This is a genomic window from Flagellimonas sediminis, from assembly GCF_010500845.1.
Lineage (GTDB): Bacteria > Bacteroidota > Bacteroidia > Flavobacteriales > Flavobacteriaceae > Flagellimonas > Flagellimonas sediminis.
Map to the genome: position 1 here is coordinate 176,167 of NZ_JAAAMI010000003.1, position 26,983 is coordinate 203,149.

A 26,983-nucleotide genomic window follows, 5' to 3' on the forward strand; every position below is an offset into this window, starting at 1 on the left:
AAAGTTTTGGAGAAACAGAAAGAATGGACAAATATTCATTTTTAAATGCTGCGCATACCTCGTTTTTTGCGGAGCTGTACGATAAATATCTAACGAACCCCGATAGTATTGAGCCCAGTTGGAGGGCTTTTTTTCAAGGATTTGATTTCGGACTCGAAAGCTCCTTGGACGATTTGGGAATTGAATCCGAAAAGACCGGGATGGTCGTGCTTACCAATGGTAGGCAGGTAGAAATGCCCGAGACCCTTCAAAAGGAATTTCAGGTCATTCGCCTTATAGACGGCTACCGTACCCGTGGTCACCTTTTTACCAAGACCAATCCGGTTAGGGAACGTAGAAAATATGAGCCTACCTTGGAAATCGTCAATTTTGGCCTTACCCAAGATGATATGGGCACTGTTTTCGATGCAGGGAAGATTTTGGGCATTGGTCCATCTACCTTGAAGGAAATCATTGCCCACTTGGAAAGCATTTATTGCAATTCCATTGGTGTGGAGTATATGTACATCCGCACCCCGGAACGTATCCAATGGATCCAGGATTGGTTGAATGTGAACGACAATCGCCCCAATTTTACTGCTGACGAGAAGAAAAACATTCTCCGAAAATTGAACGAGGCGGTTTCCTTTGAAAGCTTCTTGCATACCAAATATGTTGGGCAAAAACGCTTTTCCTTGGAAGGGAACGAAACGTTGATCCCAGCTTTGGATGTAATCATTGAAAAAGCGGCCGACAAAGGGGTGAAACAGTTTGTGATGGGTATGGCCCACCGCGGACGGTTGAACGTATTGACCAACATCTTCGGAAAATCCCCAAAAGATATTTTCAGCGAGTTCGATGGCAAGGATTACGAAGAGACCATCTTTGATGGGGACGTAAAGTACCACTTGGGTTGGACTTCCATGCGTGAAACCGATTCAGGGAAAATGGTAAACATGAACATTGCCCCCAACCCTTCCCACTTGGAAACCGTAAATTCTGTGGTGGAAGGTATTGCTAGGGCAAAACAAGACCATGACCATAGTGATAATGTCTCCGAAGTATTGCCTATTTTGGTGCACGGGGATGCCGCATTTGCGGGTCAAGGTGTGGTATATGAGGTTATACAAATGGCTCGTTTGGAAGGATACCATACCGGGGGTACCATTCATGTTGTGGTTAACAACCAGATCGGGTTTACTACCAACTATTTGGATGCCCGCTCCTCCACGTATTGTACTGATGTGGGCAAGGTAACCCTGTCACCTGTACTTCACGTAAATGCCGATGACGCAGAGGCCGTGGTGCATGCTGCCACTTTTGCATTGGAGTATAGGATGAGGTACCAACGCGATGTGTTCCTTGATCTGTTGGGATATCGAAAGTATGGGCACAACGAAGGGGATGAACCAAAGTTCACCCAGCCATTGTTGTACAAGGCCATTGCCAAGCACGATAATCCAAGGGATATTTATGCACAAAAGTTATTGGCAGAAGGTATCATCGACAAGGATTATGTGAGCCGATTGGAAGAGGAATACAAAACGAATTTGGAAGAAAATCTTTTGGATTCCCGCAAAATAGAAAAAACCAGGATTACTCCTTTCATGCAAGATGAGTGGGAAGGATTTGAGCAAGTGACCGAAGAGGCGATGCTTTCCGCAATGGATACCACTTATGATGTTAAGAAGTTGGATGAGATTGCCAAAAGCATCACTGCACTTCCCGAAGGGAAAAAATTCTTGAGAAAATTGGAACGATTGGTCGAGGCCCGTCATGCCATGTATTTTGATGACAACAACCTGGATTGGGCCATGGGGGAACTTTTGGCCTATGGGTCGTTGATTGAAGAAGGGTATGATGTGCGTATGTCAGGTCAGGATGTGGAGCGGGGAACATTCTCCCACCGCCATGCTGTGATCAAGACCGAAATGCACGAGGAGGAAATTACCTTGTTGAACGAATTGGGTTCCAACCAGAACGGTAAGTTCCATATCTACAACTCCTTGCTTTCGGAATATGCCGTAATGGGCTTTGACTATGGATATGCCATGGCAAGCCCCAAAACGTTGACCATTTGGGAAGCACAATTTGGGGATTTTAGTAATGGTGCCCAGATCATCATTGACCAATACCTATCCGCTGCCGAGGACAAATGGAAATTGCAAAACGGATTGGTGCTGTTGTTGCCCCATGGTTATGAAGGTCAGGGAGCGGAACACTCCTCGGGACGTATGGAACGATATCTTCAGCTATGCGCCAAGGATAACATGTACGTTGCCGATGTAACCACGCCTGCCAACCTGTTCCATTTGTTGCGGAGACAGATGAAGGCCAATTTTAGAAAACCTTTGGTGGTATTCACACCGAAAAGTTTGTTGAGGCATCCCAAAGTGGTCTCCACCAAGGAAGAAATGGCCAATGGAAGTTTTCAAATGGTTATAGATGATGCCGAGGCCAACGTGTCCAAAGTAAAAAGCTTGGTGTTCTGCACTGGTAAGTTCTATTATGATCTTTTGGAGAAAAAGGAGGAGTTGAACAGAGACGATGTAGCCTTGGTGAGGGTGGAGCAATTGTTCCCATTGCCAGCGGACGAAATGCGTGATATCATCAAGAAATACAAGAATGCCGACGACATCGTTTGGGCTCAGGAAGAACCCAGGAACATGGGGGCTTGGGGCCATATGTTGATGCATTTGGACGAGGCCAAGCAATTCAGGGTGGCATCCCGAAGATTTTATGGGGCCCCTGCCGCGGGTAGTGCGGTGCGTTCCAAAAGACGACATGCCCAAGTGTTGGAGTATGTCTTCGATAAGAGTAAGGACAATATGTTAATTCGATAATACAAGTATAAACTATAGTAGCATGGTTTTAGAAATGAAAGTTCCCTCACCAGGGGAATCCATTACAGAGGTTGAAATCGCCGAATGGTTGGTTGCAGATGGTGACTACGTGGAGAAGGACCAGGCCATAGCCGAGGTGGACTCGGACAAGGCAACTTTGGAGCTTCCGGCGGAGGAAAGCGGAATTATAACCCTTAAGGCCGAGGTAGGGGATGCCGTGGCTGTTGGTGAGGTAGTTTGCCTTATCGATACCAGTGCCCCAAGACCTGATGGTGCTGCTCCCCAAGCGGAGAAAAAAGCGGAGCCTAAAAAGGAGGAGCCCAAAGCGGAACCTAAAAAGGCGGAGCCTAAAAAAGAAACCTATGCTTCTGGTGCTCCTTCACCTGCAGCTAAAAAGATATTGGATGAAAAGGGTATTGCCCCCTCATCTGTAGCAGGTACAGGAAGGGATGGCCGTATCACAAAGGAAGATGCCGTGCAGGCTGTTCCATCTATGGGTACCCCAACTGGTGGTAACCGTGGCGAGACCCGTTCCAAATTGTCCATGCTTCGCAGAAAAGTGGCAGAGCGTTTGGTAGCTGCCAAAAATGAAACCGCCATGTTGACCACGTTTAACGAAGTGGACATGTCTGCCATATTTGAGTTGCGTTCCCAATACAAGGATGAGTTCAAGGATAGGCATGGGGTAAGCCTAGGTTTTATGTCCTTCTTCACCAAAGCGGTGATCCGTGCCTTGCAAATGTACCCTGCCGTGAACTCCATGATCGATGGTAAGGAAATGATTACCTATGATTTCTGTGATATCAGCATCGCCGTATCCGGACCCAAAGGATTAATGGTGCCCGTAATTCGAAATGCCGAAAACTTGACTTTTAGGGGCATTGAGGCCGAAGTGAAACGCTTGGCGCTTCGTGCCAGGGAGGGGGAAATCACCGTGGATGAAATGACCGGGGGTACCTTTACCATTACCAACGGGGGAGTATTCGGTTCCATGTTGAGTACACCCATCATCAACCCACCACAAAGTGGTATTTTGGGTATGCACAATATTGTGGATCGTGCCATTGTTCGAGATGGTGCCATTGCCATTGCCCCGGTAATGTATGTGGCCTTGTCCTACGACCACAGAATCATCGACGGAAAAGAATCTGTTGGGTTCTTGGTGGCTGTTAAGGAAGCTTTGGAAAGTCCTGAAGAATTGTTGATGGACAACAACGTGAAAAAAGCGTTGGAGCTATAAAATAAAATCATTCCAGACGGGTCCACCCAGCGAAGTTGAAGTGGATTTACGAGGGGTAAGGAACAAATGCCTTTACTTTTTCAAGTAGAGGCATTTTTTATTGTAATCGATCACAGCCTTTCCTTTTTTAAGGACATCGGCCCCGATAATTCCATCTACCGGAAGTGCGTTGTGTGAAACCAAGGCTTGGTTCACATGGACCAAATCAAAAACAACAATTTTTTGTTTCTTTTTTTTCCATTTCCCGATTTCGATGGTGTTCTTGATAGAAATCAAGGTTTCCATCTCAACGGCACCTGCACCGGCGGCCTTCACATCGGTGGTCTCGGAGGCCATGGCAAAAAAGGCGATCTTGTCCATGCCCACACAGGTATTGGACGCCCCTGTATCCAAAATGAACTTGCCGGAAATACCATTGATCTTGGCTACGATCTCAAAATGGTTCGTTTCGGTGAACACCAAGGGAATTTTAATATAGTTTTTGGATTTCAGGAACTTTTTTAATGATGTCATATTGTTTATTGAGTGATGTCATGCTGAGAGCAAGCGAAGCATCTTTACATATAATGCATTACAAAGTTTTGGGACAACTAAGATAAATCTATTTTTGTGATATGATCATTACCGACACCCACACCCATTTATACAGTGAAGCTTTTGACGAGGACCGAGATGCCATGATGCAACGGGCACTGAATGCCGGGGTGAAGCGCTTTTTTATCCCTGCCATCGATTCCACATATACCCAGGCCATGTTGGATTTGGAATCCGATTATCCTGAAAACGTGTTTTTGATGATGGGGCTGCATCCTACCCACGTAAAGGAAAATTATAAGGAAGAGCTTTCACTGGTAGAAGAGTGGCTGGCCAAACGGAAATTCTACGCCGTGGGTGAAATCGGTATCGACCTGTATTGGGACAAGACTTTTTTGAAACAACAGCAAGAAGCCTTCGTGTACCAGATCCGTTTGGCCAAAAAGCACCAATTGCCCATTGTAATCCATTGCCGGGAATCGTTCGATGAGATCTTTGAAATCCTTGAACAAGAAAAAGGGGATGACCTTTTTGGAATTTTCCATTGCTTTACAGGAACCTTGGAGCAGGCGCACCAAGCCCTATCCTACAATATGAAGTTGGGCATTGGGGGCGTGGCCACGTTCAAGAACGGGAAGATCGACCAGTTTTTGGATCAAGTTGATTTGAAGCATATTGTTTTGGAGACCGATTCGCCGTATTTGGCACCGGTTCCCTATCGCGGCAAACGGAACGAAAGTGCCTATGTGATTCAGGTGCTGGAAAAGTTATCCTATATATATGGTAAGCCTGTCGAGGAAATTGCTGAAATTACCACCCAGAATTCGGTGGAGGTATTTGTAGCATAGCCCATGAAGAAAAAGACCAACATATTATTGATCTATACCGGGGGCACCATCGGTATGGTCAAGGATTACAAAACCGGGGCCTTGCGTGCTTTCAATTTTGAGGAGCTTATCAAGAACATTCCAGAACTGGACCAGTTGGACTGTACGCTAAAAGGCGTTTCTTTTAAGGAGCCCATCGATTCTTCCAATATGAATCCCAAATATTGGGCCCTGATCGCCTCCATCATCGAAGACAATTATAGAGATAATGACGGCTTTGTGGTGCTGCATGGCAGCGACACCATGAGTTATTCGGCTTCCGCATTGAGCTTTATGTTGGAGAATCTGGACAAACCGGTCATTTTTACGGGATCGCAATTGCCAATAGGGGACCTTAGAACGGATGCCAAGGAGAATTTGATCACGTCCATAGAAATTGCTTCGCTGCATGAAAATGGCAAACCCGTGGTGCAGGAAGTGGGGCTTTACTTTGAATACAAGTTGTATCGTGGTAACAGGACCACCAAGATCAACGCCGAACATTTTGAAGCTTTTGCTTCCTTGAATTACCCACCTTTGGTGGAATCGGGGGTGCATTTAAAAGTACATGATAACTATTTGTTGAAAAAACCTGCCAAGAACAAGTCCCTTCTGGTGCATAAAAAGATGGATGACCGGGTCGCGGTTCTCAAATTGTTTCCCGGAATCAATCAGGATGTGATGAAGGCAGTGCTGCAAATACCCCATTTAAAGGCCCTTGTTTTGGAAACTTATGGTTCAGGAAATGCCCCAATGGATGAGTGGTTTTTACAAGAATTAAAAACAGCGGTAAAAAATGGACTGCACATTATAAATGTTACCCAGTGCTCCGGTGGCAGTGTTTTTATGGGTCATTACGAAACCAGTGAAAAGCTGAAGGAGATGCAACTGATTAACGGCAAGGATATTACGACGGAGGCTGCTATTGCAAAGGCTATGTACCTATTGGGCACTGGTGTTCCCGATGCATTGTTCAAGACAATTTACGAGACGCCTTTACGTGGTGAAATGGTGTAAAATTAACGCATCAAATTTCTATAACTGATTATTTTTTCGTTTATTGGTCGGCCTAAATGAAGGAATAGAGAGGTGGCCGAGTGGTCGAAGGCGCACGCCTGGAAAGTGTGTATACACCAAAAGTGTATCGAGGGTTCGAATCCCTTCCTCTCTGCAAGGTATTTTAGTTTTTCAATTGCAAAATTTTTATATCTTTAACATTATTAACTAACTAAATTTAAGTTTTAAGTAAAATGAAAAAAATATCCTTTACTCTGGCTGCTGCCGGAATGTTTGTGATGGGAACTACAACTGCGTCTGCAGCAATGTTGCAAGAAGAAGCTGAAGCCAGCAAAGGTTTCACCCAGGTATTGAAAGAACAATTTATTCAAGGAGGTCCTGCCTTCATGGGTATCGTACTTCTTTGTTTGATATTGGGATTGGCAGTTGCCATTGAAAGAATTATCTATTTGAATTTGGCAACCACCAACACTGCCAAATTGAAACAACAAGTGGAAGATGCATTGGCTTCTGGAGGTGTAGAAGCAGCCAAAGAGGTCTGCAGGAACACAAAAGGACCTGTTGCTTCCATCTTCTACCAAGGATTGGACAGATCGTCCGAAGGTTTGGAATCTGCTGAAAAAGCAGTGGTTGCCTACGGAGGTGTACAAATGGGCCAATTGGAGAAAAACGTATCATGGTTGTCCTTGTTTATCGCTGTGGCCCCGATGCTTGGGTTCATGGGTACGGTAATCGGTATGATCCAGGCCTTCCAAAAAATCGCCGCTGTTGGTAACTTGAGCGCCTCTTTGATTGCAGGTGACATCCAGGTGGCGTTGTTGACCACGGTATTCGGTTTGATCGTGGCCATCATCCTTCAGATTTTCTATAACTATATCATTGCCAAGATCGATAGTATCGTAAACGACATGGAAGATGCCTCTATATCTTTGATTGATATGTTGGCAGCGCACAAGAAATAATTACGGAATTAAAAACTATCGGGAAACATGAATAAAATAGTAAAAATAGCACTCATTGCAATCGGATTGATTTCTGCCGTACTATGGTTCTCATTGCCATCAGCGGAAGATCCGAATGCAATCAGCAGTGGGTCAATGAACTTCATGTTCATTATCATGTACATTTTGTTGGCCATTGCCGTAGTGGCAGCACTGTTCTTTGGATTGAGCAAATTGCTTTCCACTCCGGGAAGCCTTAAGAAAACCCTGTTTGCCCTAGGTGGATTGGCCATTGTTGTGGCTGTATCCTACGGACTTTCTTCCAACAACGCTCCTGTTGTTGAGGAAATGGCAAGAAGAGGTATCACAACCACAGAAGGAACTGTGAAAAACATTGGAATGGGATTGAACGTATTCTTCATCCTAACCGTAGTAGCGGTAGTTCTAATGGTATTCCCAGGATTGAAGAAAATGTTTGTAAAGTAAAAATAGAACTATGCCTAGAAGAAAAGCAGCGCCGGAAGTCAATGCCGGTTCCATGGCAGACATCGCTTTCCTCTTGCTTATCTTTTTCTTGGTGACCACCACCATTGAAACGGATGCAGGTTTGGACCGTATGTTGCCACCAATCGAGCCGCCAGATGATACAGAAGTAATTATAAGGCAGAAGAACATTTTTACGGTGAACATCAATAAAAATGGTCAACTGTTGGTAGAGGATAATTTGATGAACCTTAAAGATTTAAGGGCTGCAGCTACCGCATTTTTGGAAAACAATGCGGATGGTTCCTGTACTTATTGTAAAGGTAAAAAGGATCCTGCTTCCTCTGATAATCCATCAAAGGCCATCATTTCATTGAAAAATGATAGGGAGACCAAATATAGCACCTACATTACGGTACAGAACGAATTGGTTGGTGCCTATAATGATTTGCGTAACCGTGAAGCCCAAAAGCTTTATGGACAGGATTTCACCAAAATGGAAGCCGAGTACCTGAACCCAGAAACACCTTCTGCGGTAAGGGACGATTTGAAAGACAAAGTGAAACGTATCCAGGATATGTTCCCACAAAAACTTTCAGAAGCCGAAACATCAACCAATTAAAACTAGAATTTAGTATGGCTAAGTTTACAAAAAAGAAGGATGGAGATTTGCCTGCGGTGTCTACAGCATCTTTGCCGGATATCGTGTTCATGTTACTGTTCTTCTTTATGACCGTAACCACAATGAAAGACAGTTCTTTAATGGTTGAGAACACGCTTCCTAATGCAACTGAGATAAAGAAATTGGAAAAAAAGGACCGTGTGATCTATATCTATGTCGGTAAACCTACCCAAGAGTATCAAAAAGTTTTTGGTTCTGAACCAAAAATCCAGTTGAACGATAAATTTGCCAATGTGGACGAAGTTGGTTCTTTTATTTTGGCGGAGCGTGCAAAAAAACCTCAAGAACTTCAAAACGTATTGACTACTGCATTAAAGGTTGATAAGAATGCCAATATGGGTCTTATCACCGATATAAAACAAGAATTGAGGAAAGTGAATGCCCTAAAGGTGAACTACACCACTTATGAGGGAGATGCTTTTAACAATCTACAGTAGGCAATAGCTTAGATTTAGTGGGAAACGCTCCAAATGACTAATTTGGAGCGTTTTTTGTTTATAGAAATACAATGGGTAAATCGATTATGAATTTGTGGATGTTGTTTCTTGGGTTTCTTTCCCTCGGACTCAATGCCCAAACAGAAATAAAGACAGATCAAAAGGATCTTTCAAGGTATTTGGAGGATCAGTTCTATGCAGGGTTCGGGTACAATGTACTATTGGGAAAACCGGATGGTGTAGTGCAGCGTAATCTTTCCTATAATCTTCAAGCTGGCTTTATAAAGGATATTCCTTTCAATCAACGCAGAAATTTTGGTATTGGGCTTGGCTTGGGCTATGCCGTCAATTCCTATTATTCCAATATTGTAGTGTCCCAAAATGCCAATACACTGGTGTATGAGGTAAAGGATGTTTCTGATTTTAATCGCAGCAAGTTCGGTACCCACGCCGTGGAATTGCCCTTTGAAATTCGTTGGAGAACATCAACCTCAGAGGAATATAAATTCTGGCGGATTTATGCCGGGGCCAAATTGGGTTATGTTTTTTCTGCACGGTCAAGGGTAGTGACTGATATCGGAACCAATGGTTTTGTCAATGATGATATTGAAAAATGGCAGTACGGGATTATGGTCAATTTTGGCTACAATACCTGGAACATCCATGTCTATTACGCCCTAAATCCGTTATTGAAGAATGGGACGGTGCTTGGTACAGGGGAATCCATCGATATCAGGGCCTTGCGAATAGGAGTGATTTTCTACATCCTATAGCCAATATTTTAAAATGATCAATTGGGAACAACACCCGATCAAAAAACCTATCAATAATTCATTTCTGTCATGAGCCTTTAGGTAAAGTCTAGAAGTGGCCACCAATCCCGTGAACAAGGTAAACAGGCTGATTGCAAGTGTGATGTTCCTTTCAAAGTGGATACTGAGGGCGATCATGAATGTCAACAGGGTTCCCATACCCAATAGATGCATACTGGTCTTGAATTTGAGAAAAAGTAGAATAAGACACGCACTAGAGGCGGTCAATAGGCCCGTAAAAAAGTAAAAGAGCTCGTTTACGTAATTATTCGGTATTACCTTGTACAAGATCATCAAAAAGATGACACAGCTGATATAAAGCGGGTATTTGCGCTCGTGGAGTGTTGGCAGAAAAATGGAACTGATCACCCCTAAATTTTTTAGGATCAAAAAGAAGATAATGGGGATGATCACTGTTAGGATGAAGATGGGAAGGATGTTCCCACTTTCAATTTCCAATGTGCTGTACGGGGCAATTACAAAATAGATGACCGTGCCTCCAAATGGTATAAAAAGTGGATGGAAAATGTACGAGATGATATGGAAAACATGGCGCATCAGATCTGCTTTCTAAGCCGCGCCACGGGAATACCTAGCTGTTCCCGGTATTTGGCCACCGTACGCCGTGCAATGGGGTAGCCCCTTTCCTTCAAGATCTTAGCCAGTTTATCATCCGTTAGCGGTTTCTTTTTCTGTTCGTCACCGATTACGGTCTCCAAAATCTTTTTGATCTCCTTGGTGGACACATCTTCCCCTTGTTCATTCTTCATGGCTTCGGAGAAAAAGTCCTTGATCAATTTGGTGCCATAGGGTGTATCCACATATTTGCTGTTGGCCACACGCGAAACCGTGGAAACATCCATATCGATCTTATCCGCGATGTCCTTCAAGATCATAGGTCGCAGTTTACGTTCATCACCCGTCAGGAAATATTCCTCCTGATAGTCCATGATGGTCTTCATGGTGATGTACAGGGTCTGTTGGCGCTGTCTAATGGCATCAATGAACCATTTGGCCGCGTCCAATTTCTGTTTGATGAACAGTACCGTATCCTTTTGGGATTTGGATTTTTCCTTGGAGTTTTTATAACCTTCCAACATATTGCTGTATTCCCTGGAAACGTGAAGTTCAGGGGCATTTCTGCCGTTAAGGCTTAGTTCCAGTTCACCATCAACAATTCTGATGGAAAAATCGGGAACAATATGTTCGATCATCCTTGTGCCTCCAGAATAGGAGCCACCCGGTTTTGGGTTCAGTTTTTCTATTTCCGAAATGGCATCCTTTAACTCTTCCTCGGTCACATGGTGTTTTTGAATGAGCTTGTCGTAATGTTTTTTGGTAAACTGTTCAAAGGACTTATCAAGGATACTGATGGCCAACTCTACCGAAGGTTTTCGCTCTTTCCTTTTCAATTGAAGGATCAGGCATTCGTCCAAAGAACGGGCCGCCACTCCCGGTGGATCCAGTTCTTGTACTATTTTGAGCACGGATTGGATCTTGCTTTCATCCACATAAATGTTTTGGGTAAAGGCCAGGTCGTCCATAATATCGGAAATCGGCCTTCGGATATAACCACTTTCATCTACGCTGCCCACCAAAAATTCGGCAATGGACCATTCCTCATCATCTAGGTAAAAGGTGTTGAGTTGGTTGATCAAGTGCTGGTTGAAGGATATTCCCGCGGCATACGGAATGCTTTTTTCCTCATCGTCCGAGCTGTAGTTATTGGCCTGAGTGCGGTAATCGGGAATTTCGTCATCGCTTAGATAATCATCAATATTGATGTCATCTGCCTCAATGGTCTCGTTGTCCCCGGAATCGTCATAGGTGTCATCGTAAACATCATCCATGTTCTCAATCTCCGTCTCTTTTCCACTTTCTAGGGCAGGGTTTTCTTCCAACTCCTGTTTTAAGCGTTGTTCAAAAGCTTGGGTTGGCAATTGAATGAGCTTCATGAGCTGGATCTGCTGTGGAGACAGTTTCTGGGAAAGCTTAAACTGTAGATGTTGTTTCAGCATAAGGATAGAATTGAAATCTTCCTGACCATAAAGGTATTAATTCAATTTAAAACTCCGCATTCTGCGGGGTTCTAGGGTAAGGGATCACATCCCTGATGTTGCCCATACCCGTGGCGAACTGCACCATACGTTCAAACCCAAGGCCAAAACCACTGTGTACGGCCGTACCGAATCTGCGAAGGTCCAAATACCACCACAATTCCTTGTCATCAATGCCGAGGTCCTTGATTTTTTGTTGAAGCACTTCCAAACGCTCTTCTCTTTGAGATCCTCCAACAATTTCCCCGATACCGGGGAAAAGTACGTCCATGGCCCGAACGGTCTTGCCATCTTCGTTCAATCGCATATAGAATGCTTTGATCTTGGCAGGATAATCGAAAAGAATCACCGGACATTTAAAGTGTTTTTCCACCAAAAAGCGTTCGTGCTCACTTTGTAGGTCGGCACCCCATTCTTCAATAATATATTGGAATTTTTTCTTCTTGTTGGGATTGCTGTTCCTTAAAATATCGATGGCTTCGGTATAAGAAACCCTTTTGAAGTTGTTCTCCACCACAAATCTCAGCTTTTCCAACAACGTCATTTCGGAACGTTCGGCTTGTGGTTTCGATTTCTCCTCGTCCAACAAACGGCCTTCCAAAAATTGAAGGTCGTCCTTGCAATGCTCCAACACGTATCGGATGATGGATTTGATGAAATCCTCGGCCAGGTCCATGTTGGCAGCCAAATCGTTGAAAGCCACCTCGGGCTCGATCATCCAGAATTCGGCCAAGTGGCGGGAGGTATTGGAGTTCTCTGCCCTAAACGTAGGCCCGAACGTATACACTTTCCCCAATGCCATTGCATAGGTTTCCGCTTCCAATTGCCCTGATACGGTCAGGTTGGTCTCCTTCCCGAAAAAGTCTTCTGAGTAATCTACATTGCCGTTTTCATCCAAGGGAGGTTTTTTGGCATCCAAACTGGTCACCCTGAACATTTCCCCGGCACCTTCGGCATCGGAACCGGTAATGATCGGGGCATGCATATAATAGAACCCTTTTTGCTGAAAATAACTGTGGATGGCAAAAGCCAAAGCTGATCGCACCCGCATTACCGCGGCAAAAGTGTTGGTCCTTACCCTCAAGTGTGCCTTTTCCCTCAAGAACTCCAAGGAGTGTTTTTTAGGTTGAATGGGGTAGGTTTCAGGGTCGGCAGTACCATGTACAAAAACATCTTCGGCCTGAATTTCCACACTTTGTCCCTTTCCTTGGCTTTCCACCAACGTCCCGGAAATTTTCAGGGCCGAGCCGGTCGTAATCTGTTTGAGTACCGTTTCATCCAATTTCTCAAAATCCACGACGCATTGCAAATTATGTATGGTTGAACCGTCGTTCAAGGCTATAAATCGGTTGCTCCTAAATGTTTTTACCCATCCATTAACTACTACGGAATCTCCTACGGGCTGCTTTTCTAGCAATTCTTTTATGGAATAAGACTTCATTGTTAGGCTATCGTAATTTAGTCGGTAAAGATAGGTTTTTGGACAAAAACGATGGCAATGCCACCGTGTAATTTATGGCCCTTTTCCTAGGATTTGTGCTTGGGATTGTCCTCTTCTTTGGGCAAAATGTCGATCTGAGGTTCTTTAAGCACCTCTTTGTTGGCAATACTTCTTTCCAAGGAAAGGAGTAGGGAAGGCAACAGGATCAAGTTGGACAACATGGCAAATAACAAAGTGGCCGATACCAGACCTCCCAAGGCTTTTGTTCCCCCAAAACTGGAGAGGATGAACACCGAGAAACCAAAAAACAATACGATGGAGGTGTAGAACATGCTCACCCCTGTTTCCCGTAGAGCGGCATAGACGGATCTTTTAATGTGCCATTTGTGTGTGGCCAGTTCTTGCCGGTATTTGGCCAAAAAGTGTATGGTGTCATCTACCGAAATCCCAAATGCAATACTGAAAACCAAAATGGTCGATGGTTTGATCGGGATGCCTAAATAGCCCATGAGTCCTGCGGTGATCAGTAAGGGCAGCAAATTGGGTACCAAGGATATGATGACCATCCTAAACGAACGGAACAAATAGGCCATGAACAGTGAAATTAGGCCGATAGCCAAAGCCAGCGACATCACAAGGTTTGCAACCAAATATTTGGTGCCCTTCAGGAACAGCAATGCTTTACCCGTCATGTACACATTGAACCTATCCGGAGGGAAGGATTTGGTTATGGCCTCCTGTACATCCTTCTCAATTTCTTCCATACGATCGATGGGCACATCTTGCATATAGGTAGTCAATCTGGCGATTTGCCCAGTGCTGTCCACAAAACTTTCCAAAAGATTGCCCTCTGTGGATGACTTCCTGGCTGCATCCATGATGAAGGTGTTTTCTTGGCTGGTGGGCAATTGATAATACTTTGGGATGCCATTGTAAAAGGCCTGCTTTGAATATTTGATCAAATCAACGATGGAAATGGGTCGGGACAATTCCGGAATTTCATCAATGACAGTTCCCAATTGGTCCATTCGTTTTAGGGTGGCTGGCTTGATCACCCCATTTTTCCGTTCGGTATCCACCACAATTTCCATGGGCATGATACCGTCGAACTCTTCTTCAAAAAATTGGATGTCCTTATAAAATTCGGTGTTCTTTGGTAAGTCTTCAATCCTGCTTCCAGTAATTTTCATCTGGTTGATACCGATTACGCTCACTACCAAAACGCCAACAGTTACCATATAGACTGCAATTCGATGCTCACGGACAAGGTGCTCCATCTTACCTACAAAAAGATCGATCCACTTTTTGTTCAGGTGTTTTAGGTGTTTCGTTTTCGGAAGCGCCATAAAACTGTAAATGATCGGTATGATTAACAAGGAAAGCACGAAGATTCCAATAATGTTGATGGATGCCACGATACCGAACTCCCTCAATAGGTCACTGTCCAAAATAATGAAGGTGGCAAAACCGGAAGCAGTGGTGATGTTGGTCATCAAGGTAGCATTTCCAATCTTGGAAATGACCCTTTGCAATGACAAGGCTTGGTTACCGTGTTTCTTAACCTCTTGTTGGTATTTGTTGATGAGGAATATACAGTTTGGGATCCCGATCACAATGATCAGAGGGGGGATTAATGCGGTAAGGATCGTGATTTCATATTGCAATAACCCCAATATACCGAAAGCCCACATGACCCCGATAATCACAATGCACATGGAGATAAATGTGGCCCTGAAACTCCTGAAGAAAAAGAAGAAAATCAAGGAGGTGACCAAAAGGGCGGCCCCAATGAAGATTCCGATTTCATCCACAATGGATTTGGTATTCCAGGTTCGGATATAGGGCATGCCCGACACCCTTACATCCAATTGGGTGTCCTCTTCAAAGGTTTTTACCAGATCGCCAAGGTCGTTCAATATAAACTGGTTCCTAACTGCCGTGTTCAGGATATCCTTGTCCAAATAGGCAATGGTCTGAATGGTACCACTTTTTGCATTGTAGACCAGATTGTCGTAAAAAGGCAACTCGTTAAAAAGGTGATTTTTTAAGGAATCGATTTCCCCTTTGGTCTTTGGAGGCGATTTGATGAAAGGATTCATGACAAACGTCTGGGTTTTGTCATCCTTCTCCAGAACCTTCAAGTTTTCAAGGGAAACCACAAAATCAATTTCCGGGAAGGCGTCCAACTGTTTGGCCAAACGGTTCCAGCGGTTGAAATTTTCTGGGTTGAACAAAGCGGTATCCCTCACGGCCAGCACAATGGCGTTTCCTTCTTCCCCAAATATTTTAGTGAAGTTATTGTATTGGATGGTTGCAGGGTGGTCGTCTGGCAAGAGGTTTGCCTCCGTATTTGAAAACTTGATGTTTTTCCATTGAAAAGCCAGAAAAACAGTAACGGCCACAATGCCGACTAGGATCAAAATCCTATTTCGAAGAATAATGCGTGCGACCTTGGTCCAAAAACCTTGTGTGAGCTTTGCTACCATTTTGGTTTAATTGGGCGCAAAGGTAAAAAATGATTGGCTGTGTTCCTAGGAAAGCAGCTTATCAATGATCAAGTTTTAAACCTTCATGATCTCTGCTTCCTTCACGGTAAGCAGGGAGTCCACTTTTTTGATATAGGTATTGGTAAGTTCCTGAACGTCCGCCTCGGCATTTTTTAAAAGGTCTTCGGAAATCTCAAGGGATTTCAATTCCTTATTGGCCTCTTGTCTGGCACTACGGATACTCACTTTGGCGTCCTCCGCTTCGGCTTTGGCCTGTTTTACCAATTGCACCCTTCTTTCCTCGGTAAGGGGTGGTACGCTGATGATGACGGTTTCACCATTGTTCATGGGGTTGAAACCCAAATTGGCGTTCATGATGGCGTTTTCAATTTCACCGATCAAGTTTTTTTCCCAAGGCTGTACCGAAATGGTACGGGCATCTGGAGTATTGATGTTGGACACTTGGGAAAGCGGTGTTTGGGAGCCATAATAATCCACCATTACGGAAGATAACATTACGGGACTGGCCTTTCCGGCACGGATCTTTATAAAGGCCTTTTCCAAGTGGGAAATGCTGGCATCCATGCTTTCCTTTGCGCTATCAAGTACAAATTTTACTTCTTCGTCCATGCTCTTATTTTTTAGTTCAATATCAAATTATACGTTGACCACTGTTCCAATGTTTTCCCCGGATACGATCTTCATCAAATTTCCGCGCGTGTTCATATCGAATACCACAATAGGTAGTTCGTTTTCCTGACTTAGTGTAAAAGCGGTGGTATCCATTACTTTCAATCCTTTGGAAAGTACTTCCTGAAAAGAAAGGGAATCGAACTTGGTCGCATTTTTATCTTTTTCAGGGTCGGAAGTGTAAATTCCATCTACTCGGGTTCCCTTCAGGATCACATCGGCATTTATTTCGATGGCCCTCAAAACGGCTGCGGAATCTGTGGTGAAATATGGATTTCCGGTTCCACCTCCAAAGATGACGACCCGGCCTTTTTCCAAATGGCGTATAGCCCTTCTTCTGATAAAGGGTTCTGCAACTTCGTTGATCTTGATGGCAGATTGCAAACGGGTCTGGATGCCCTTAAGCTCCAAAGCACTCTGTAGGGCCAATCCGTTGATTACGGTGGCCAACATACCCATGTGGTCCCCTTGAACACGGTCCATTCCTTGGCTGGCCCCGGCAAGACCCCTAAAAATGTTACCGCCGCCGATGACGATGGCCACTTCAATACCCTTATCCACTACGCTCTTGATCTCATCGGCATATTCGGCCAGACGGTCCCCATCTATTCCGTATTGCTTTTTGCCCATCAAGGCCTCTCCACTCAGTTTTAATAAAATTCTATTGTATCGCATTGAAGGTTTCTTGAAGTCGGGACAAAAATAATCAAAAAAAATTATGGGAAACTATTGAAAAAGGGGTGTACCTGAGATTCGATTGAATAAAAATTGCATACATTCTGTAACCTTTTTCAAAAACAACGGTATATCCTTCAACAGACCAAAAAACAAATCATTGCAAACACTGACCGACAACGTTTTAATGATGAAAGTGAAAAGTGGCGACTTGGACAAGTTGGGCCTGCTCTACGAGCGACATAAAAAGAAGCTATTTGGATTTTTCTATAATATGGGCAACAACCCTTCATTAAGCGAAGATCTGGTGCAAAATGTGTTCGTGAGGATTTTAAAGTATAGGCAATCCTTTACAGGTGAAGGTCCGTTTACCGCTTGGATGTTCAGCATGGCCCGAAACGTCCATTACGATCATCACAAAAAAGTTTCTCGTGAAGGAGTCTCTAGGAATGTGTCCCCAGAACAAGTGGATAGGGGAACGGGGGATTACTTGAACGAGGCAATGGATCTGCAAGGGGATGCCCATTTATTGAGAAGGGCATTGGGACTTCTGTCCGCCGAAAAAAAGGAAATACTGCTGTTGAGCAAATACAGGGAACTAAAATTTCAAGAAATCGGGGAGATTTTGGGCTGTTCCGAAGGAGCTGCCAAGGTTAGGGTGCACCGGGCGTTGAAGGATTTGAAAACGATTTTTTTACAATTGGAAACGAGATGATGGAAGAAAAGTTTGAAATATGGACGATGGACTATCTGTGCGGAAACCTTTCAGAAGGCGAAGCAAAGGAATTTGAAACATTCCTTAAAGAGCGTATGGAGTATCGTGAAAAGTACGATGAATTATTGAAAGCTTGGGAGCTACTACATACCATGCAAACTCCCGAACCTTCGGGAAAAATGGACGATGCCTTTTTTAGCATGCTGTCTTCAGAAATGGAAAAGGAACAGGGAAGGGTGCCCAAACAAAGTTTTACATCCATACTTTCAGTATTTTTTAGGCCACAATGGGTCATCGGTAGTTTTCTGCTCCTGATCGGTTTGGGTTTCGGGTATTTTTTAAGGCCCGATGTGGAAACGATTCCAAGGCAAACCATTGCTGCCAACAATGAAACCGAAGAGGTGCGCCAAAAGTTGGTATTGACCCTATTGGACCAGCCATCGGCCAACCAACGTTTGCAAGGAGTGAGTGAAGCCAATAAGTTTGAGAACGCCGACGATATTGTAATCAAGGCACTTTTAAAAACACTCAATAGTGACCCCAATGTAAATGTGAGGTTGGCAGCCATAGAATCCTTGACCAATTATGTGGACAAACCTGAGGTTAGGCAAGGGTTGGTGCAATCCATTCCGAACCAGGAGTCACCCATTTTGCAGATAACCTTGGCCAATTTGATGGTGGCCCTTCAAGAAAAAGCGTCCATAGAACCCTTCAAGCAGTTGTTGAAGCAAAAACAGTTGGATACCACGGTCAAAAAACGAATAGAAAGGAGTATTGAATCCATCATATAGTTTATTTATCAATCCGCCCTTTGGGCGCAAATCAAATTACGAACAGTCTAATTTTTAAAATGATGAAACGGTTATTTATTTTAACGTGCCTTTCCTTGGGAGTGGGCATGTTGGGTGCCAAGGCACAGAAGAAAGAGTTTAGGGAGGTCATCAAAAAAGGTGTTGCCCTTACCAATGATATCCACAACAGTCTAATAGTGAAGAATGTATTCGGATCGGTGAACGTGGAAGGCTACAACGGAAATGAGGTGGTGCTGGAAGTAGAGCGTATCATTACGGCAAAAAATGTGGAGGATCTGGAATTGGGAAAAAAGGAACTGCAGCTCCAAGTTATTGCGGAAAGCAATCGTATCATTCTCCATCCGGATGCTCCTTACATACAATTTGATAAGGATAAGCTAAGTTATAACTGGTGCAATAAAAATGATGACGTGCCCTATGAGCACAAGCTGAATTTTAATTTAAAGGTGCCAAATTCAGTTAAAATCAATGTAAGTACCGTTAACGATGGCGATATCTTGGTCGAGAATACGAATGGCGATTCCGTTGAGGCCAACAACATAAACGGGGGTATTTCCTTGAACAACATCACAGGAAAAACCAAGGTAAGCTGTATTAATGGTGATGTGGATATTTCATATTCAAAAAATCCCAATGTGGCTTCGCGGTACTATGCCTTGAACGGGGATATCAATATTGCTTACCAGCAATCACTCTCTGCCAATATCTCGTTCAAAAGCATGAACGGAGAAATGTTCACGGATTTCGATATCAACAAGCAATTTGTAAAGACCAGTAAAAATGAAGGTGAAGGCGACAAGCCAAAATTCAAGTTCGAGTCAAGGCCAGTGGTCCAGATCGGTAGCGGTCAAGTGGATTTTGATTTTGAAACCTTGAACGGGAATGTATTCATCAAAAAAAATAACAAGTCATGAAGAAGATCAAAAGTATAATTATTGGTGCCCTTGTGTTATTTACAGGCGTATTGTCCGCACAGGAAAAGGAAATAGATTTGTTTGCCATTCCCTTGAGTAATCCAGGGCAAGAAGGAAAATTGGAACTTAACCAAATCAGCGGGTCTATTTCTGTGACTGGTTACGAAGGAAAGGAGGTCATTGTTAAGGTTGCCGTAGCGGAGGACGGAAAATCACCCAATAAGGAGAAAAATGGCATGAAGCGTGTAGGGGGGTCTGGACTCAACATCAGTGCCGAGGAGAAGAACAATGTGGTGCGGATCAACAATGAAATGTGGAGTAAAGAGACGGATTTCGACATCAAGGTGCCCTATAATTTCTCCTTGAAATTGAGCACGGTAAACAATGGGGATATTTCAGTGCTTGGTGTGTCCGGTGATTTGGAGATCAGCAATGTGAACGGGGGCATTTCCCTTCTGAATGTGGAAGGTGCCGTATCGGCGAATACGACCAATGGCCCGGTAAAAGTGGATTTCAAGAGGATGGGAAATATGACGGACATGGCTTTTAGCAGTTTCAATGGAAACGTTGAAGTGACCTTCCCCAATGCTTTAAAGGCCAGTGTAAAGGCCAAATCGGATATGGGTGATGTTTACACCGATTTTGATATGGACATTTCGGAGAACAAACCATTGGTTGACAAAAAGCAGACATCTGGCAGTTATAAGGTGAAGTTGGAACAATGGGTAAAGGGCAAGATCAATGGAGGAGGTCCCGAACTTTTGTTCAAGACCTTTAATGGTGACATCATGATCAAGTCAAAGTAATGAGGAAAAATCCAAGCATAAAAAAAGGCCCCATTTTAAAATGGGGCCTTTTTTTATTTCTATAATTCGGGATTATCCCAAAGCTACTCTTTTGAAACCGGTTACAACCAAGTTGGCATCAACAGATTTCACATACTGGGCAACGCTCACTTTGCTGTCCTTGATGAAATCTTGGTTGACCAAGGTATTGTCTTTGAAGAAACGGTTCAATTTACCTTTGGCGATGTTGTCCAACATTGCTTCTGGTTTGCCTTCTTGACGCAATTGCTCCTTGGCAATCTCAATTTCCTTATCGATGATAGACTGATCCACAGCTTCTTCGTTAAGGGCTACTGGATTCATGGCAGCGGCTTGCATGGCCACATCCTTGGCAGCTTCGGCAACACCTGCAACATTAGCGGACATACCTACTAAAGTAGCGATCTTGTTACCAGCGTGGATGTAAAATCCAACGAAGGGAGCGCTCAATTTCTCAAAACTTCCAATTTCGATTTTCTCGCCGATCACACCGGTTTGCTCGGTCAATTTATCGGCAACTGTAATGCCTTCAAAAGAAGCGGCTAGGAATGCATCCTTGCTGTCAAAACCTAGGGCAAGCTCGGCCAGATCGTTGGCCAATTTCACAAAGCTTTCGTTTTTGGCAACGAAGTCGGTTTCGCAGTTCAATGAAATCACGACGCCTTGGGTGTTGTCTGCACTCACTTTTGCAATGGCCGCACCTTCAGAGGATTCCCTGTCAGCTCTGTTGGCGGCTACTTTCTGGCCTTTTTTGCGAAGGATCTCTATCGCTTTTTCAAAATCGCCTTCAGCTTCAACCAAAGCTTTTTTACAATCCATCATTCCAGCCCCTGTGGTCTGTCTTAGTTTATTTACTTCTGCGGCGGTAATCTGTGCCATTTTTCTATGCTTTTTAAAAATTTATGTAAAGTAAAACACTATTCAAGTGTTTCGTTTTAGGACAATGTTAAATCAAGGTCGGTTTATTCAACTCCTCCCTTAACACTGTCTTGCCATTCTTTCAGTTCGTCCCACTTGCCGGCGGCGGCCAACTTGGCTTGTTTTGGCCAAGAAGTTGGATCCAAATGGGCCATGGTTGAACTTGCATCGGTCAAGATTTCCTTGATTTTTTCAGGAGCGGTCTTAGCAAGATCGGCGTAAGTGGCGATTCCTTTTCCAATCAAAGCCTCTTCAGCTTTTGGTCCGATACCTTCAATTTTGGTAAGCTCATCGGCTTTTACCTTCTTAGGAGCGGCAACCGCTTTTGCTTTTTTGGCTTTTTTTGCCTCGGCAAGAACCTCGTCATCCTCATCGATCAAAACAGCTTTAGTGTCCAAGAAATCGTCTTCATCATCTTCCTTGTCACTGGCTTTGTCATTTTTGCGGTCTGCCAAACCAGCGGCAACTGCCTTGGTTACTTCTTCCAAGATGGCTTCGATGGATTTGCTGGCATCATCGTTGGCTGGGATCACATAATCGATTGGCCTTGGGTCAGAATTGGTATCTACCATGGCGAAGATCGGAATGTTCAATTTTTGGGCCTCTTTTACGGCGATGTGCTCACGCATGGTGTCCACGATAAAAAGGGCACCTGGCAAACGGGTCATGTCGGCAATGGAACCCAAGTTCTTTTCCAACTTGGCACGCAAACGGTCTACCTGTAGTCTTTCTTTTTTGGAAAGGGTGTTGAAAGTACCATCTTTTTTCATCCTGTCAATGGAAGCCATTTTCTTAACGGCTTTACGGATGGTCACAAAGTTGGTCAACATTCCACCGGGCCATCTTTCGGTGATATATGGCATGTTGATTTTGGAAACTTTGTCCGCAACAATGTCCTTAGCTTGTTTTTTTGTGGCTACAAAAAGGATTTTTCTTCCAGAGGCAGCAATTTTACTGAGGGCCTCGTTGGCTTCCTCAAGTTTTGCAACCGTTTTGTATAGGTTGATCACGTGGATCCCGTTACGCTCCATGTAGATGTAAGGAGCCATGTTGGGGTTCCACTTTCTTGTTAGGTGTCCAAAGTGTACACCTGCTTCGAGTAAATCTTTTACTTCAATTTTACTTGCCATTTTTTAGTACTTAGTTTACGTTCCGTTGTAGTAGCAATGCACTGGTGGTCACTTTTGGTTCGCCCGATGCATTTAGATGCTAAACTAAATTCCAAAAAGTCGATACTTTTCCTTTTTGGAACAACGACAACTTGGTTAAAAATTTAACCCTGAAAAATGTTTCCAGGGTTTTCAATGAACTTATTGTATGGGTGCAAAGGCACCAAAAAATATTAACGTTTGGAGAACTGGAATTTCTTACGGGCTTTCTTCTGACCGAATTTCTTTCTTTCCACCATTCTTGGATCCCTTGTCAATAGGCCTTCTGGCTTAAGGATTCCTCTGTTTTCCTCATTGATCTCGCACATTGCCCTTGACAAAGCCAAACGGACAGCTTCGGCCTGACCAGTGATACCACCTCCGTAAACGTTTACTTTTACGTCATAGTTATCTGCGGTTTCCGTCAAAGTAAAGGGCTGCTTTACTTTGTATTGCAAGGTGGCCGTGGAAAAGTAATCGTTCAAATCCCTCTTGTTCACGGTTATGTTACCGGAACCTTCAGAAACATATACTCTTGCTACAGCAGTTTTTCTTCTGCCTATCTTGTGAACCACTTCCATTATTTGTAGTCGTTTAAGTTTATTGCCTTTGGTTTTTGTGCTTCTTGCCCGTGTTCGGCACCAGCGTATACTTTAAGGTTTCTGAAAATTTCTGCGCCTAGTTTGTTCTTTGGCAACATTCCTTTTACAGAGGTTTCTATAATACGCTCAGGGTATTTGTTCAATACCTCTTTGGCACCTGCGGAACGTTGTCCTCCAGGATATCCGGTATATCTCAAATATACTTTGTCATCCCATTTGTTGCCGGTCATGGTGATCTTCTCGGCATTGATGACAATAACATTGTCTCCACAGTCAACGTGGGGAGTAAAGTTGGTCTTGTATTTTCCCCTAAGCAATTTGGCTACTTTAGACGCCAATCTTCCCAAGGTCTGTCCTTCAGCATCAACCAATAACCATTGCTTGTCAACAGTAGATTTATTGGCGGAAATAGTCTTATAACTTAATGTATCCACTTCTCGAATATTATTGATTTAATAACCTATCCCGATAAACGGGCTGCAAATGTACAATTATTAGATTGAATTACAAACGGTTGGTTGGGAATATTTTTTCTGTTTTTTTCATTTTACCACGAAGCATCTTTTCCTGCTTCAAATTTCGCCTTTGTTTCTGTTAAAAAAACCTTAAAAAACATATTGACTGTAACTGTTCCCCTTTTTGGTGGTCTTTACGGTGTCAATCAATCAAAAAACTAACCAAGTGAAACAGGCGCGTCTTTTTCTTTCATTTTTTTTATTTTCTTTTATTCTAAAAGCCCAAGATTCCACTCAGGTAGAAGTACCCAAAAAAATATACATGACCCGATCCTTGGTTGAAGAGGCCCATCCCGTGATCGATGGTATTTTGGATGATGCTGCCTGGAACCTTGTGGAGTGGGGCAGTGATTTTATAGAGCAACGCCCGGACGAGAATACGCCGCCCAGCCATCAGACCAAATTTAAGATCGTTTATGGCCAAAAGTCTTTGTATATAGGAGTACGTTGTTACGATTCCGAACCCGATAAAATCGTAAAAAGATTGTCCAGAAGGGATGGATTTGAAGGAGACTGGATAGGTGTTTTCATCGACAGCTACCATGACAAAAGGACCGGTTTTGGTTTCATCGTTACCGCAGCTGGCGTAAAGGGAGATGTATTGGAATCCAACAACGGTTCCAATGAAGACGATAGCTGGAACCCCATTTGGTATGTGGCCACCAATGTTGATGACGAAGGTTGGACCGCAGAAATGCGCATTCCCCTAAGCCAGATCAAGTTCGGTAATGAAGAAAACCAAGTATGGGGGCTACAGGTCATGAGACGCTATTTCAGGGATGAGGAACGTTCCGTTTGGCAGCGATTGCCACGGGATGTGGCCGGGTTCATCAGTGAGTTTGGCGAGCTTCACGGATTGAAGAACATTGAACCCCAGAAGCAATTGGAAATTCAACCTTACACCGTGGCCAAAATGGAAACCTATGAGGCAGAGCCAGGAAATCCTTTCAGGGATGGGAGCGACAATGATATTACGGGAGGGTTGGATGCCAAGATCGGGATTACCAATGACCTTACCTTGGACCTTACCGTGCATCCCGATTTCGGTCAGGTAGATGCGGATCCTTCGGCCATAGCACTGGATGGGTTTCAGATTTTCTTTCAGGAAAGAAGACCCTTTTTTGTGGAGAACAAAAATATCTTCGATTTTCGCCTATCGCAATCCGAAGCAGGGAACACTTTTGGTTCTGACAATATCTTTTACTCAAGGAGAATTGGCCGTAGTCCCCAAGGATATCCCAATGCGGACGATGGTGAATTTGTGGATCAACCTAACAATACCCCGATCATTGGGGCGGCCAAGTTCAGTGGAAAGACCAAAAATGGATGGGCCATTGGTGTGTTGGAAAGTGTGACAGCACAAAGACAGGCTACGATCATCAATGGGGAAGGAGATAGAAGAAAGGAGATGGTGGAACCGCTCACCAATTATTTTGTAGGTAGACTTCAAAAGGATTTTAACGAACGCAATTCGTATATCGGTGGAATTTTTACCGCCGTCAATAGGGAAACCCTTCCACAGAACCTCAACTTTTTACATGAAGGCGCATTTACCGGTGGATTGGATTTTAAGCACCAGTGGAACAACCGAGATTGGTATGTTGGGGGCAATTTTACGTTTAGCCATGTTAAGGGTAGTACAGAAGCTATCACCAATACGCAGCAATCCATCACCCATTTGTTCAACAGGGTAGATGCCGATCATGTGGCGGTGGATACAACCCGTACCTCCCTTACTGGTTCCGGAGGCAATGTACAAATCGGGAAAATAGGGAATGGCCACTGGAAATTTGAGTCAGGTGCTACCTTTAGGTCACCGGAACTGGAACTGAACGATATTGGCTTTCAGCGCCAGGCAGATGACATCCGTCACTACACCTGGATCGGTTATCAAACCCTGAAACCGGATAACACCTTTAGACAAGTAGGAATCAATTATAACCATTGGACCGCTTGGGATTTTGGCGGCAACCATAATTATATGCAGTTCAATACCAATAGCTGGCAAAACTGGAAAAACAATTGGCAAACCAACCTTGGGCTGAATTATGCAGTAGTCGATTATTCCAATTTTGCACTCCGCGGCGGGCCAAGGTTAAGACAAACGCCATGGTTCAGTTTTTGGAATGGCATCAATACGGATAATAGAAAAAAAATCAGGTTTTCCGTTTTCCATGAGGGGAGAAAGGCGGTTGATAATTCTGTAAAGTCCTACTATATTGAAGGTGGCTTTGTATATCAACCCATTAATGCCTTGAGGATTTCTGCCTTTCCGTCCTTGAGTCTCAATCATGATAAACTGCAGTTCATTGATAATTTTGATGATGTAAATGGCTCTCCGCGATATCTCAATGGGAAGATTGATCAACGTACTTTAAGCATGTCTTTTCGGTTGAACTATACCATCAATCCCAACCTGACCATTCAATATTGGGGGCAACCCTTTATTTCTAGGGGAAGGTATGGCGAGTTCAAACACGTGTCCGATCCTTTGGCCCAAACTTTTGAAGATCGTTTTGTGCAATACAATGAAGCTCAAACATCATTTGCGGATGGAACCTATTCCGTTGATGAAAATCTGGATGGTGTAACGGACTTCAGTTTTGATGACCCCGATTTCTCCTTTGTGCAGTTCCGTTCCAATTTGGTGATCCGATGGGAGTATATTCCAGGCTCCGAAATCTTTTTGGTGTGGTCCCAAGACGTTACCCAATCTGGAAATCCGGCCGATGGACTTTTACCTAGTTTGGGAGATAACATTTTTGGACAAAAACCGCACAACATCTTTTTGTTAAAAGCCACGTATCGATTTGTATTGTAAAATCATGTAGCCGAAATATTACAAGTAATCTTTGTTCGTTGTTTTATTACACAACTAAAACTAAAATCATGAAACAAAGATTTTACATGCTTTTATTGGCTTCGGCCCTAATAATTTCCTGTTCTTCAGACGATGGAGAATCCGATGGTTCCTCCATTGTAGGTACTTGGGATGCCATTGAGTTTAACATGGGTGAGGCTGTTGATCTGAATGACGACGGTACTGCTTCCGATAATTTATTGGATGAATTGGACTGCTTCGCATCTACTGCTACCTTCGCCGCGGATGGTGGATATTCAACAGCGACTACAGGTATTTATTTTGAGGCCAGCGAAAGTAGTTTTTTCATTACTTGCGATGGCGTCGAGACCACTTCGGGCACCTATACCTTGGATGGAAACACTCTGGTGACCATTGATGAAGATGGAGAAGTGGAATCCACAGTAACTGTAACCAAAGACAGATTGGTGGTTACAGGGGAAGACGATGATTTTGGTCAGGTAACCTTGGTATTTGAAAGGAGAGATTAGA

General features: G+C 43.8%; 26 protein-coding genes and 1 tRNA gene. 16 read left to right on the forward strand and 11 right to left on the reverse strand.

Features of this window, described 5'->3' with window-relative positions; all coding sequences use genetic code 11:
- Positions 1 to 23: 23 nt before the first annotated feature.
- Together GTK07_RS07715 and odhB are read left to right on the forward strand one after the other, a co-directional pair.
- Complete coding sequence (locus GTK07_RS07715) at positions 24 to 2,822, forward strand: 2-oxoglutarate dehydrogenase E1 component (protein ID WP_163634709.1); 2,799 nt, start codon at positions 24 to 26, stop codon at positions 2,820 to 2,822.
- Positions 2,823 to 2,844: 22 nt separating this feature from the next.
- Positions 2,845 to 4,062 (forward strand): 2-oxoglutarate dehydrogenase complex dihydrolipoyllysine-residue succinyltransferase, encoded by a 1,218-nt coding sequence (gene odhB / locus GTK07_RS07720; RefSeq protein ID WP_163634710.1) that lies wholly within the window; start codon positions 2,845 to 2,847, stop codon positions 4,060 to 4,062.
- Between the two features lie 72 nt (positions 4,063 to 4,134).
- Here odhB and GTK07_RS07725 read toward each other — a convergent pair whose 3' ends face one another.
- Positions 4,135 to 4,575 carry a retropepsin-like aspartic protease family protein gene (locus tag GTK07_RS07725; RefSeq protein ID WP_163634711.1) on the reverse strand — a complete coding sequence of 147 codons (441 nt, stop codon included), beginning with the start codon at positions 4,573 to 4,575 and terminating at the stop codon, positions 4,135 to 4,137.
- 101 nt (positions 4,576 to 4,676) lie between these two features.
- Here GTK07_RS07725 and GTK07_RS07730 point away from each other — a divergent pair, with 101 nt between their 5' ends.
- From GTK07_RS07730 to GTK07_RS07765, 8 genes are all read left to right on the forward strand, one after another.
- Positions 4,677 to 5,444, forward strand: a complete 768-nt coding sequence (locus GTK07_RS07730; RefSeq protein ID WP_163634712.1) for a TatD family hydrolase — start codon at positions 4,677 to 4,679, stop codon at positions 5,442 to 5,444.
- Positions 5,445 to 5,447: 3 nt separating this feature from the next.
- The gene (locus tag GTK07_RS07735) at positions 5,448 to 6,479 is read left to right on the forward strand and encodes an asparaginase (RefSeq protein ID WP_163634713.1); all 1,032 of its coding nucleotides are present in this window, start codon (positions 5,448 to 5,450) and stop codon (positions 6,477 to 6,479) included.
- 66 nt (positions 6,480 to 6,545) lie between these two features.
- A tRNA-Ser gene (locus GTK07_RS07740) sits at positions 6,546 to 6,633 on the forward strand.
- Between the two features lie 79 nt (positions 6,634 to 6,712).
- The gene (locus GTK07_RS07745) at positions 6,713 to 7,441 is read left to right on the forward strand and encodes a MotA/TolQ/ExbB proton channel family protein (protein ID WP_119638523.1); all 729 of its coding nucleotides are present in this window, start codon (positions 6,713 to 6,715) and stop codon (positions 7,439 to 7,441) included.
- A gap of 27 nt (positions 7,442 to 7,468) precedes the next feature.
- A complete protein-coding gene (locus tag GTK07_RS07750; RefSeq protein WP_163634714.1) occupies positions 7,469 to 7,906 on the forward strand; it encodes a hypothetical protein in 438 nt (145 codons plus the stop codon).
- Between the two features lie 10 nt (positions 7,907 to 7,916).
- Positions 7,917 to 8,525, forward strand: a complete 609-nt coding sequence (locus GTK07_RS07755) for an ExbD/TolR family protein (protein ID WP_163634715.1) — start codon at positions 7,917 to 7,919, stop codon at positions 8,523 to 8,525.
- 14 nt (positions 8,526 to 8,539) lie between these two features.
- Positions 8,540 to 9,022 carry an ExbD/TolR family protein gene (locus GTK07_RS07760; protein WP_163634716.1) on the forward strand — a complete coding sequence of 161 codons (483 nt, stop codon included), beginning with the start codon at positions 8,540 to 8,542 and terminating at the stop codon, positions 9,020 to 9,022.
- A 71-nt stretch (positions 9,023 to 9,093) separates the two neighbouring features.
- Entirely contained in the window at positions 9,094 to 9,795 is a 702-nt protein-coding gene (locus GTK07_RS07765) for a porin family protein (protein WP_163634717.1), read from the forward strand.
- Here the strand turns inward: GTK07_RS07765 and GTK07_RS07770 are convergent.
- From GTK07_RS07770 to pyrH, 6 genes are all read right to left on the reverse strand, one after another.
- Positions 9,790 to 10,392, reverse strand: a complete 603-nt coding sequence (locus GTK07_RS07770; RefSeq protein WP_163634718.1) for a hypothetical protein — start codon at positions 10,390 to 10,392, stop codon at positions 9,790 to 9,792. The genes GTK07_RS07765 and GTK07_RS07770 overlap by 6 nt on opposite strands.
- A complete protein-coding gene (gene rpoN / locus GTK07_RS07775; RefSeq protein ID WP_163634719.1) occupies positions 10,392 to 11,852 on the reverse strand; it encodes an RNA polymerase factor sigma-54 in 1,461 nt (486 codons plus the stop codon). Before rpoN ends, GTK07_RS07770 begins: the two co-directional genes overlap by 1 nt.
- Positions 11,853 to 11,898: 46 nt before the next feature.
- Positions 11,899 to 13,332, reverse strand: a complete 1,434-nt coding sequence (asnS, locus tag GTK07_RS07780) for an asparagine--tRNA ligase (RefSeq protein ID WP_163634720.1) — start codon at positions 13,330 to 13,332, stop codon at positions 11,899 to 11,901.
- Positions 13,333 to 13,418: 86 nt separating this feature from the next.
- Complete coding sequence (locus tag GTK07_RS07785; RefSeq protein WP_163634721.1) at positions 13,419 to 15,818, reverse strand: efflux RND transporter permease subunit; 2,400 nt, start codon at positions 15,816 to 15,818, stop codon at positions 13,419 to 13,421.
- A 75-nt stretch (positions 15,819 to 15,893) separates the two neighbouring features.
- The gene (gene frr, locus GTK07_RS07790) at positions 15,894 to 16,448 is read right to left on the reverse strand and encodes a ribosome recycling factor (RefSeq protein ID WP_163634722.1); all 555 of its coding nucleotides are present in this window, start codon (positions 16,446 to 16,448) and stop codon (positions 15,894 to 15,896) included.
- Between the two features lie 27 nt (positions 16,449 to 16,475).
- Positions 16,476 to 17,183, reverse strand: a complete 708-nt coding sequence (pyrH, locus tag GTK07_RS07795) for a UMP kinase (protein ID WP_163634723.1) — start codon at positions 17,181 to 17,183, stop codon at positions 16,476 to 16,478.
- A 160-nt stretch (positions 17,184 to 17,343) separates the two neighbouring features.
- Here pyrH and GTK07_RS07800 point away from each other — a divergent pair, with 160 nt between their 5' ends.
- Genes GTK07_RS07800 through GTK07_RS07815 form a run of 4 tightly spaced genes read left to right on the forward strand, consistent with a single transcriptional unit; the run spans position 17,344 to position 20,430 of the window.
- On the forward strand, positions 17,344 to 17,898 hold the full coding sequence (locus tag GTK07_RS07800; protein WP_203583754.1) for an RNA polymerase sigma factor: 555 nt from the start codon (positions 17,344 to 17,346) through the stop codon (positions 17,896 to 17,898).
- Entirely contained in the window at positions 17,895 to 18,689 is a 795-nt protein-coding gene (locus GTK07_RS07805) for a HEAT repeat domain-containing protein (protein WP_163634724.1), read from the forward strand. Before GTK07_RS07800 ends, GTK07_RS07805 begins: the two co-directional genes overlap by 4 nt.
- Before the next feature lie 59 nt (positions 18,690 to 18,748).
- Positions 18,749 to 19,624 (forward strand): DUF4097 family beta strand repeat-containing protein, encoded by an 876-nt coding sequence (locus tag GTK07_RS07810; protein WP_163634725.1) that lies wholly within the window; start codon positions 18,749 to 18,751, stop codon positions 19,622 to 19,624.
- A complete protein-coding gene (locus GTK07_RS07815; RefSeq protein ID WP_163634726.1) occupies positions 19,621 to 20,430 on the forward strand; it encodes a DUF4097 family beta strand repeat-containing protein in 810 nt (269 codons plus the stop codon). Before GTK07_RS07810 ends, GTK07_RS07815 begins: the two co-directional genes overlap by 4 nt.
- 72 nt (positions 20,431 to 20,502) lie before the next feature.
- On the opposite strand, the gene tsf is transcribed toward GTK07_RS07815, so the two are convergent.
- From tsf to rplM, 4 genes are all read right to left on the reverse strand, one after another.
- Positions 20,503 to 21,327, reverse strand: coding sequence for a translation elongation factor Ts (tsf, locus tag GTK07_RS07820; protein WP_163634727.1), 825 nt, complete (start codon positions 21,325 to 21,327; stop codon positions 20,503 to 20,505).
- Between the two features lie 83 nt (positions 21,328 to 21,410).
- Positions 21,411 to 22,496, reverse strand: a complete 1,086-nt coding sequence (gene rpsB / locus GTK07_RS07825) for a 30S ribosomal protein S2 (RefSeq protein ID WP_163634728.1) — start codon at positions 22,494 to 22,496, stop codon at positions 21,411 to 21,413.
- A 212-nt stretch (positions 22,497 to 22,708) separates the two neighbouring features.
- Positions 22,709 to 23,095: a 30S ribosomal protein S9 gene (gene rpsI / locus GTK07_RS07830; protein WP_163634729.1), complete on the reverse strand. Its 387-nt coding sequence runs from the start codon at positions 23,093 to 23,095 to the stop codon at positions 22,709 to 22,711.
- On the reverse strand, positions 23,095 to 23,550 hold the full coding sequence (gene rplM / locus GTK07_RS07835; RefSeq protein WP_163634730.1) for a 50S ribosomal protein L13: 456 nt from the start codon (positions 23,548 to 23,550) through the stop codon (positions 23,095 to 23,097). The genes rpsI and rplM overlap by 1 nt, the downstream gene beginning before the upstream one ends.
- Positions 23,551 to 23,893: 343 nt before the next feature.
- Here rplM and GTK07_RS07840 point away from each other — a divergent pair, with 343 nt between their 5' ends.
- Positions 23,894 to 26,452 carry a DUF5916 domain-containing protein gene (locus GTK07_RS07840; RefSeq protein ID WP_203583755.1) on the forward strand — a complete coding sequence of 853 codons (2,559 nt, stop codon included), beginning with the start codon at positions 23,894 to 23,896 and terminating at the stop codon, positions 26,450 to 26,452.
- A 68-nt stretch (positions 26,453 to 26,520) separates the two neighbouring features.
- The gene (locus tag GTK07_RS07845; protein WP_163634732.1) at positions 26,521 to 26,982 is read left to right on the forward strand and encodes a lipocalin family protein; all 462 of its coding nucleotides are present in this window, start codon (positions 26,521 to 26,523) and stop codon (positions 26,980 to 26,982) included.
- Position 26,983 lies beyond the last annotated feature (1 nt).

Coding starts and splice junctions, on each gene's coding strand:
- GTK07_RS07715 (WP_163634709.1), top strand. CDS start 24: ATGGACAAATATTCATTTTTAAATGCTGCGCATACCTCGTTTTTTGCG.
- odhB (WP_163634710.1), top strand. CDS start 2,845: ATGGTTTTAGAAATGAAAGTTCCCTCACCAGGGGAATCCATTACAGAG.
- GTK07_RS07725 (WP_163634711.1), bottom strand. CDS start 4,575: ATGACATCATTAAAAAAGTTCCTGAAATCCAAAAACTATATTAAAATT.
- GTK07_RS07730 (WP_163634712.1), top strand. CDS start 4,677: ATGATCATTACCGACACCCACACCCATTTATACAGTGAAGCTTTTGAC.
- GTK07_RS07735 (WP_163634713.1), top strand. CDS start 5,448: ATGAAGAAAAAGACCAACATATTATTGATCTATACCGGGGGCACCATC.
- GTK07_RS07745 (WP_119638523.1), top strand. CDS start 6,713: ATGAAAAAAATATCCTTTACTCTGGCTGCTGCCGGAATGTTTGTGATG.
- GTK07_RS07750 (WP_163634714.1), top strand. CDS start 7,469: ATGAATAAAATAGTAAAAATAGCACTCATTGCAATCGGATTGATTTCT.
- GTK07_RS07755 (WP_163634715.1), top strand. CDS start 7,917: ATGCCTAGAAGAAAAGCAGCGCCGGAAGTCAATGCCGGTTCCATGGCA.
- GTK07_RS07760 (WP_163634716.1), top strand. CDS start 8,540: ATGGCTAAGTTTACAAAAAAGAAGGATGGAGATTTGCCTGCGGTGTCT.
- GTK07_RS07765 (WP_163634717.1), top strand. CDS start 9,094: ATGGGTAAATCGATTATGAATTTGTGGATGTTGTTTCTTGGGTTTCTT.
- GTK07_RS07770 (WP_163634718.1), bottom strand. CDS start 10,392: ATGCGCCATGTTTTCCATATCATCTCGTACATTTTCCATCCACTTTTT.
- rpoN (WP_163634719.1), bottom strand. CDS start 11,852: ATGCTGAAACAACATCTACAGTTTAAGCTTTCCCAGAAACTGTCTCCA.
- asnS (WP_163634720.1), bottom strand. CDS start 13,332: ATGAAGTCTTATTCCATAAAAGAATTGCTAGAAAAGCAGCCCGTAGGA.
- GTK07_RS07785 (WP_163634721.1), bottom strand. CDS start 15,818: ATGGTAGCAAAGCTCACACAAGGTTTTTGGACCAAGGTCGCACGCATT.
- frr (WP_163634722.1), bottom strand. CDS start 16,448: ATGGACGAAGAAGTAAAATTTGTACTTGATAGCGCAAAGGAAAGCATG.
- pyrH (WP_163634723.1), bottom strand. CDS start 17,183: ATGCGATACAATAGAATTTTATTAAAACTGAGTGGAGAGGCCTTGATG.
- GTK07_RS07805 (WP_163634724.1), top strand. CDS start 17,895: ATGATGGAAGAAAAGTTTGAAATATGGACGATGGACTATCTGTGCGGA.
- GTK07_RS07810 (WP_163634725.1), top strand. CDS start 18,749: ATGATGAAACGGTTATTTATTTTAACGTGCCTTTCCTTGGGAGTGGGC.
- GTK07_RS07815 (WP_163634726.1), top strand. CDS start 19,621: ATGAAGAAGATCAAAAGTATAATTATTGGTGCCCTTGTGTTATTTACA.
- tsf (WP_163634727.1), bottom strand. CDS start 21,327: ATGGCACAGATTACCGCCGCAGAAGTAAATAAACTAAGACAGACCACA.
- rpsB (WP_163634728.1), bottom strand. CDS start 22,496: ATGGCAAGTAAAATTGAAGTAAAAGATTTACTCGAAGCAGGTGTACAC.
- rpsI (WP_163634729.1), bottom strand. CDS start 23,095: ATGGAAGTGGTTCACAAGATAGGCAGAAGAAAAACTGCTGTAGCAAGA.
- GTK07_RS07840 (WP_203583755.1), top strand. CDS start 23,894: ATGACCCGATCCTTGGTTGAAGAGGCCCATCCCGTGATCGATGGTATT.
- GTK07_RS07845 (WP_163634732.1), top strand. CDS start 26,521: ATGAAACAAAGATTTTACATGCTTTTATTGGCTTCGGCCCTAATAATT.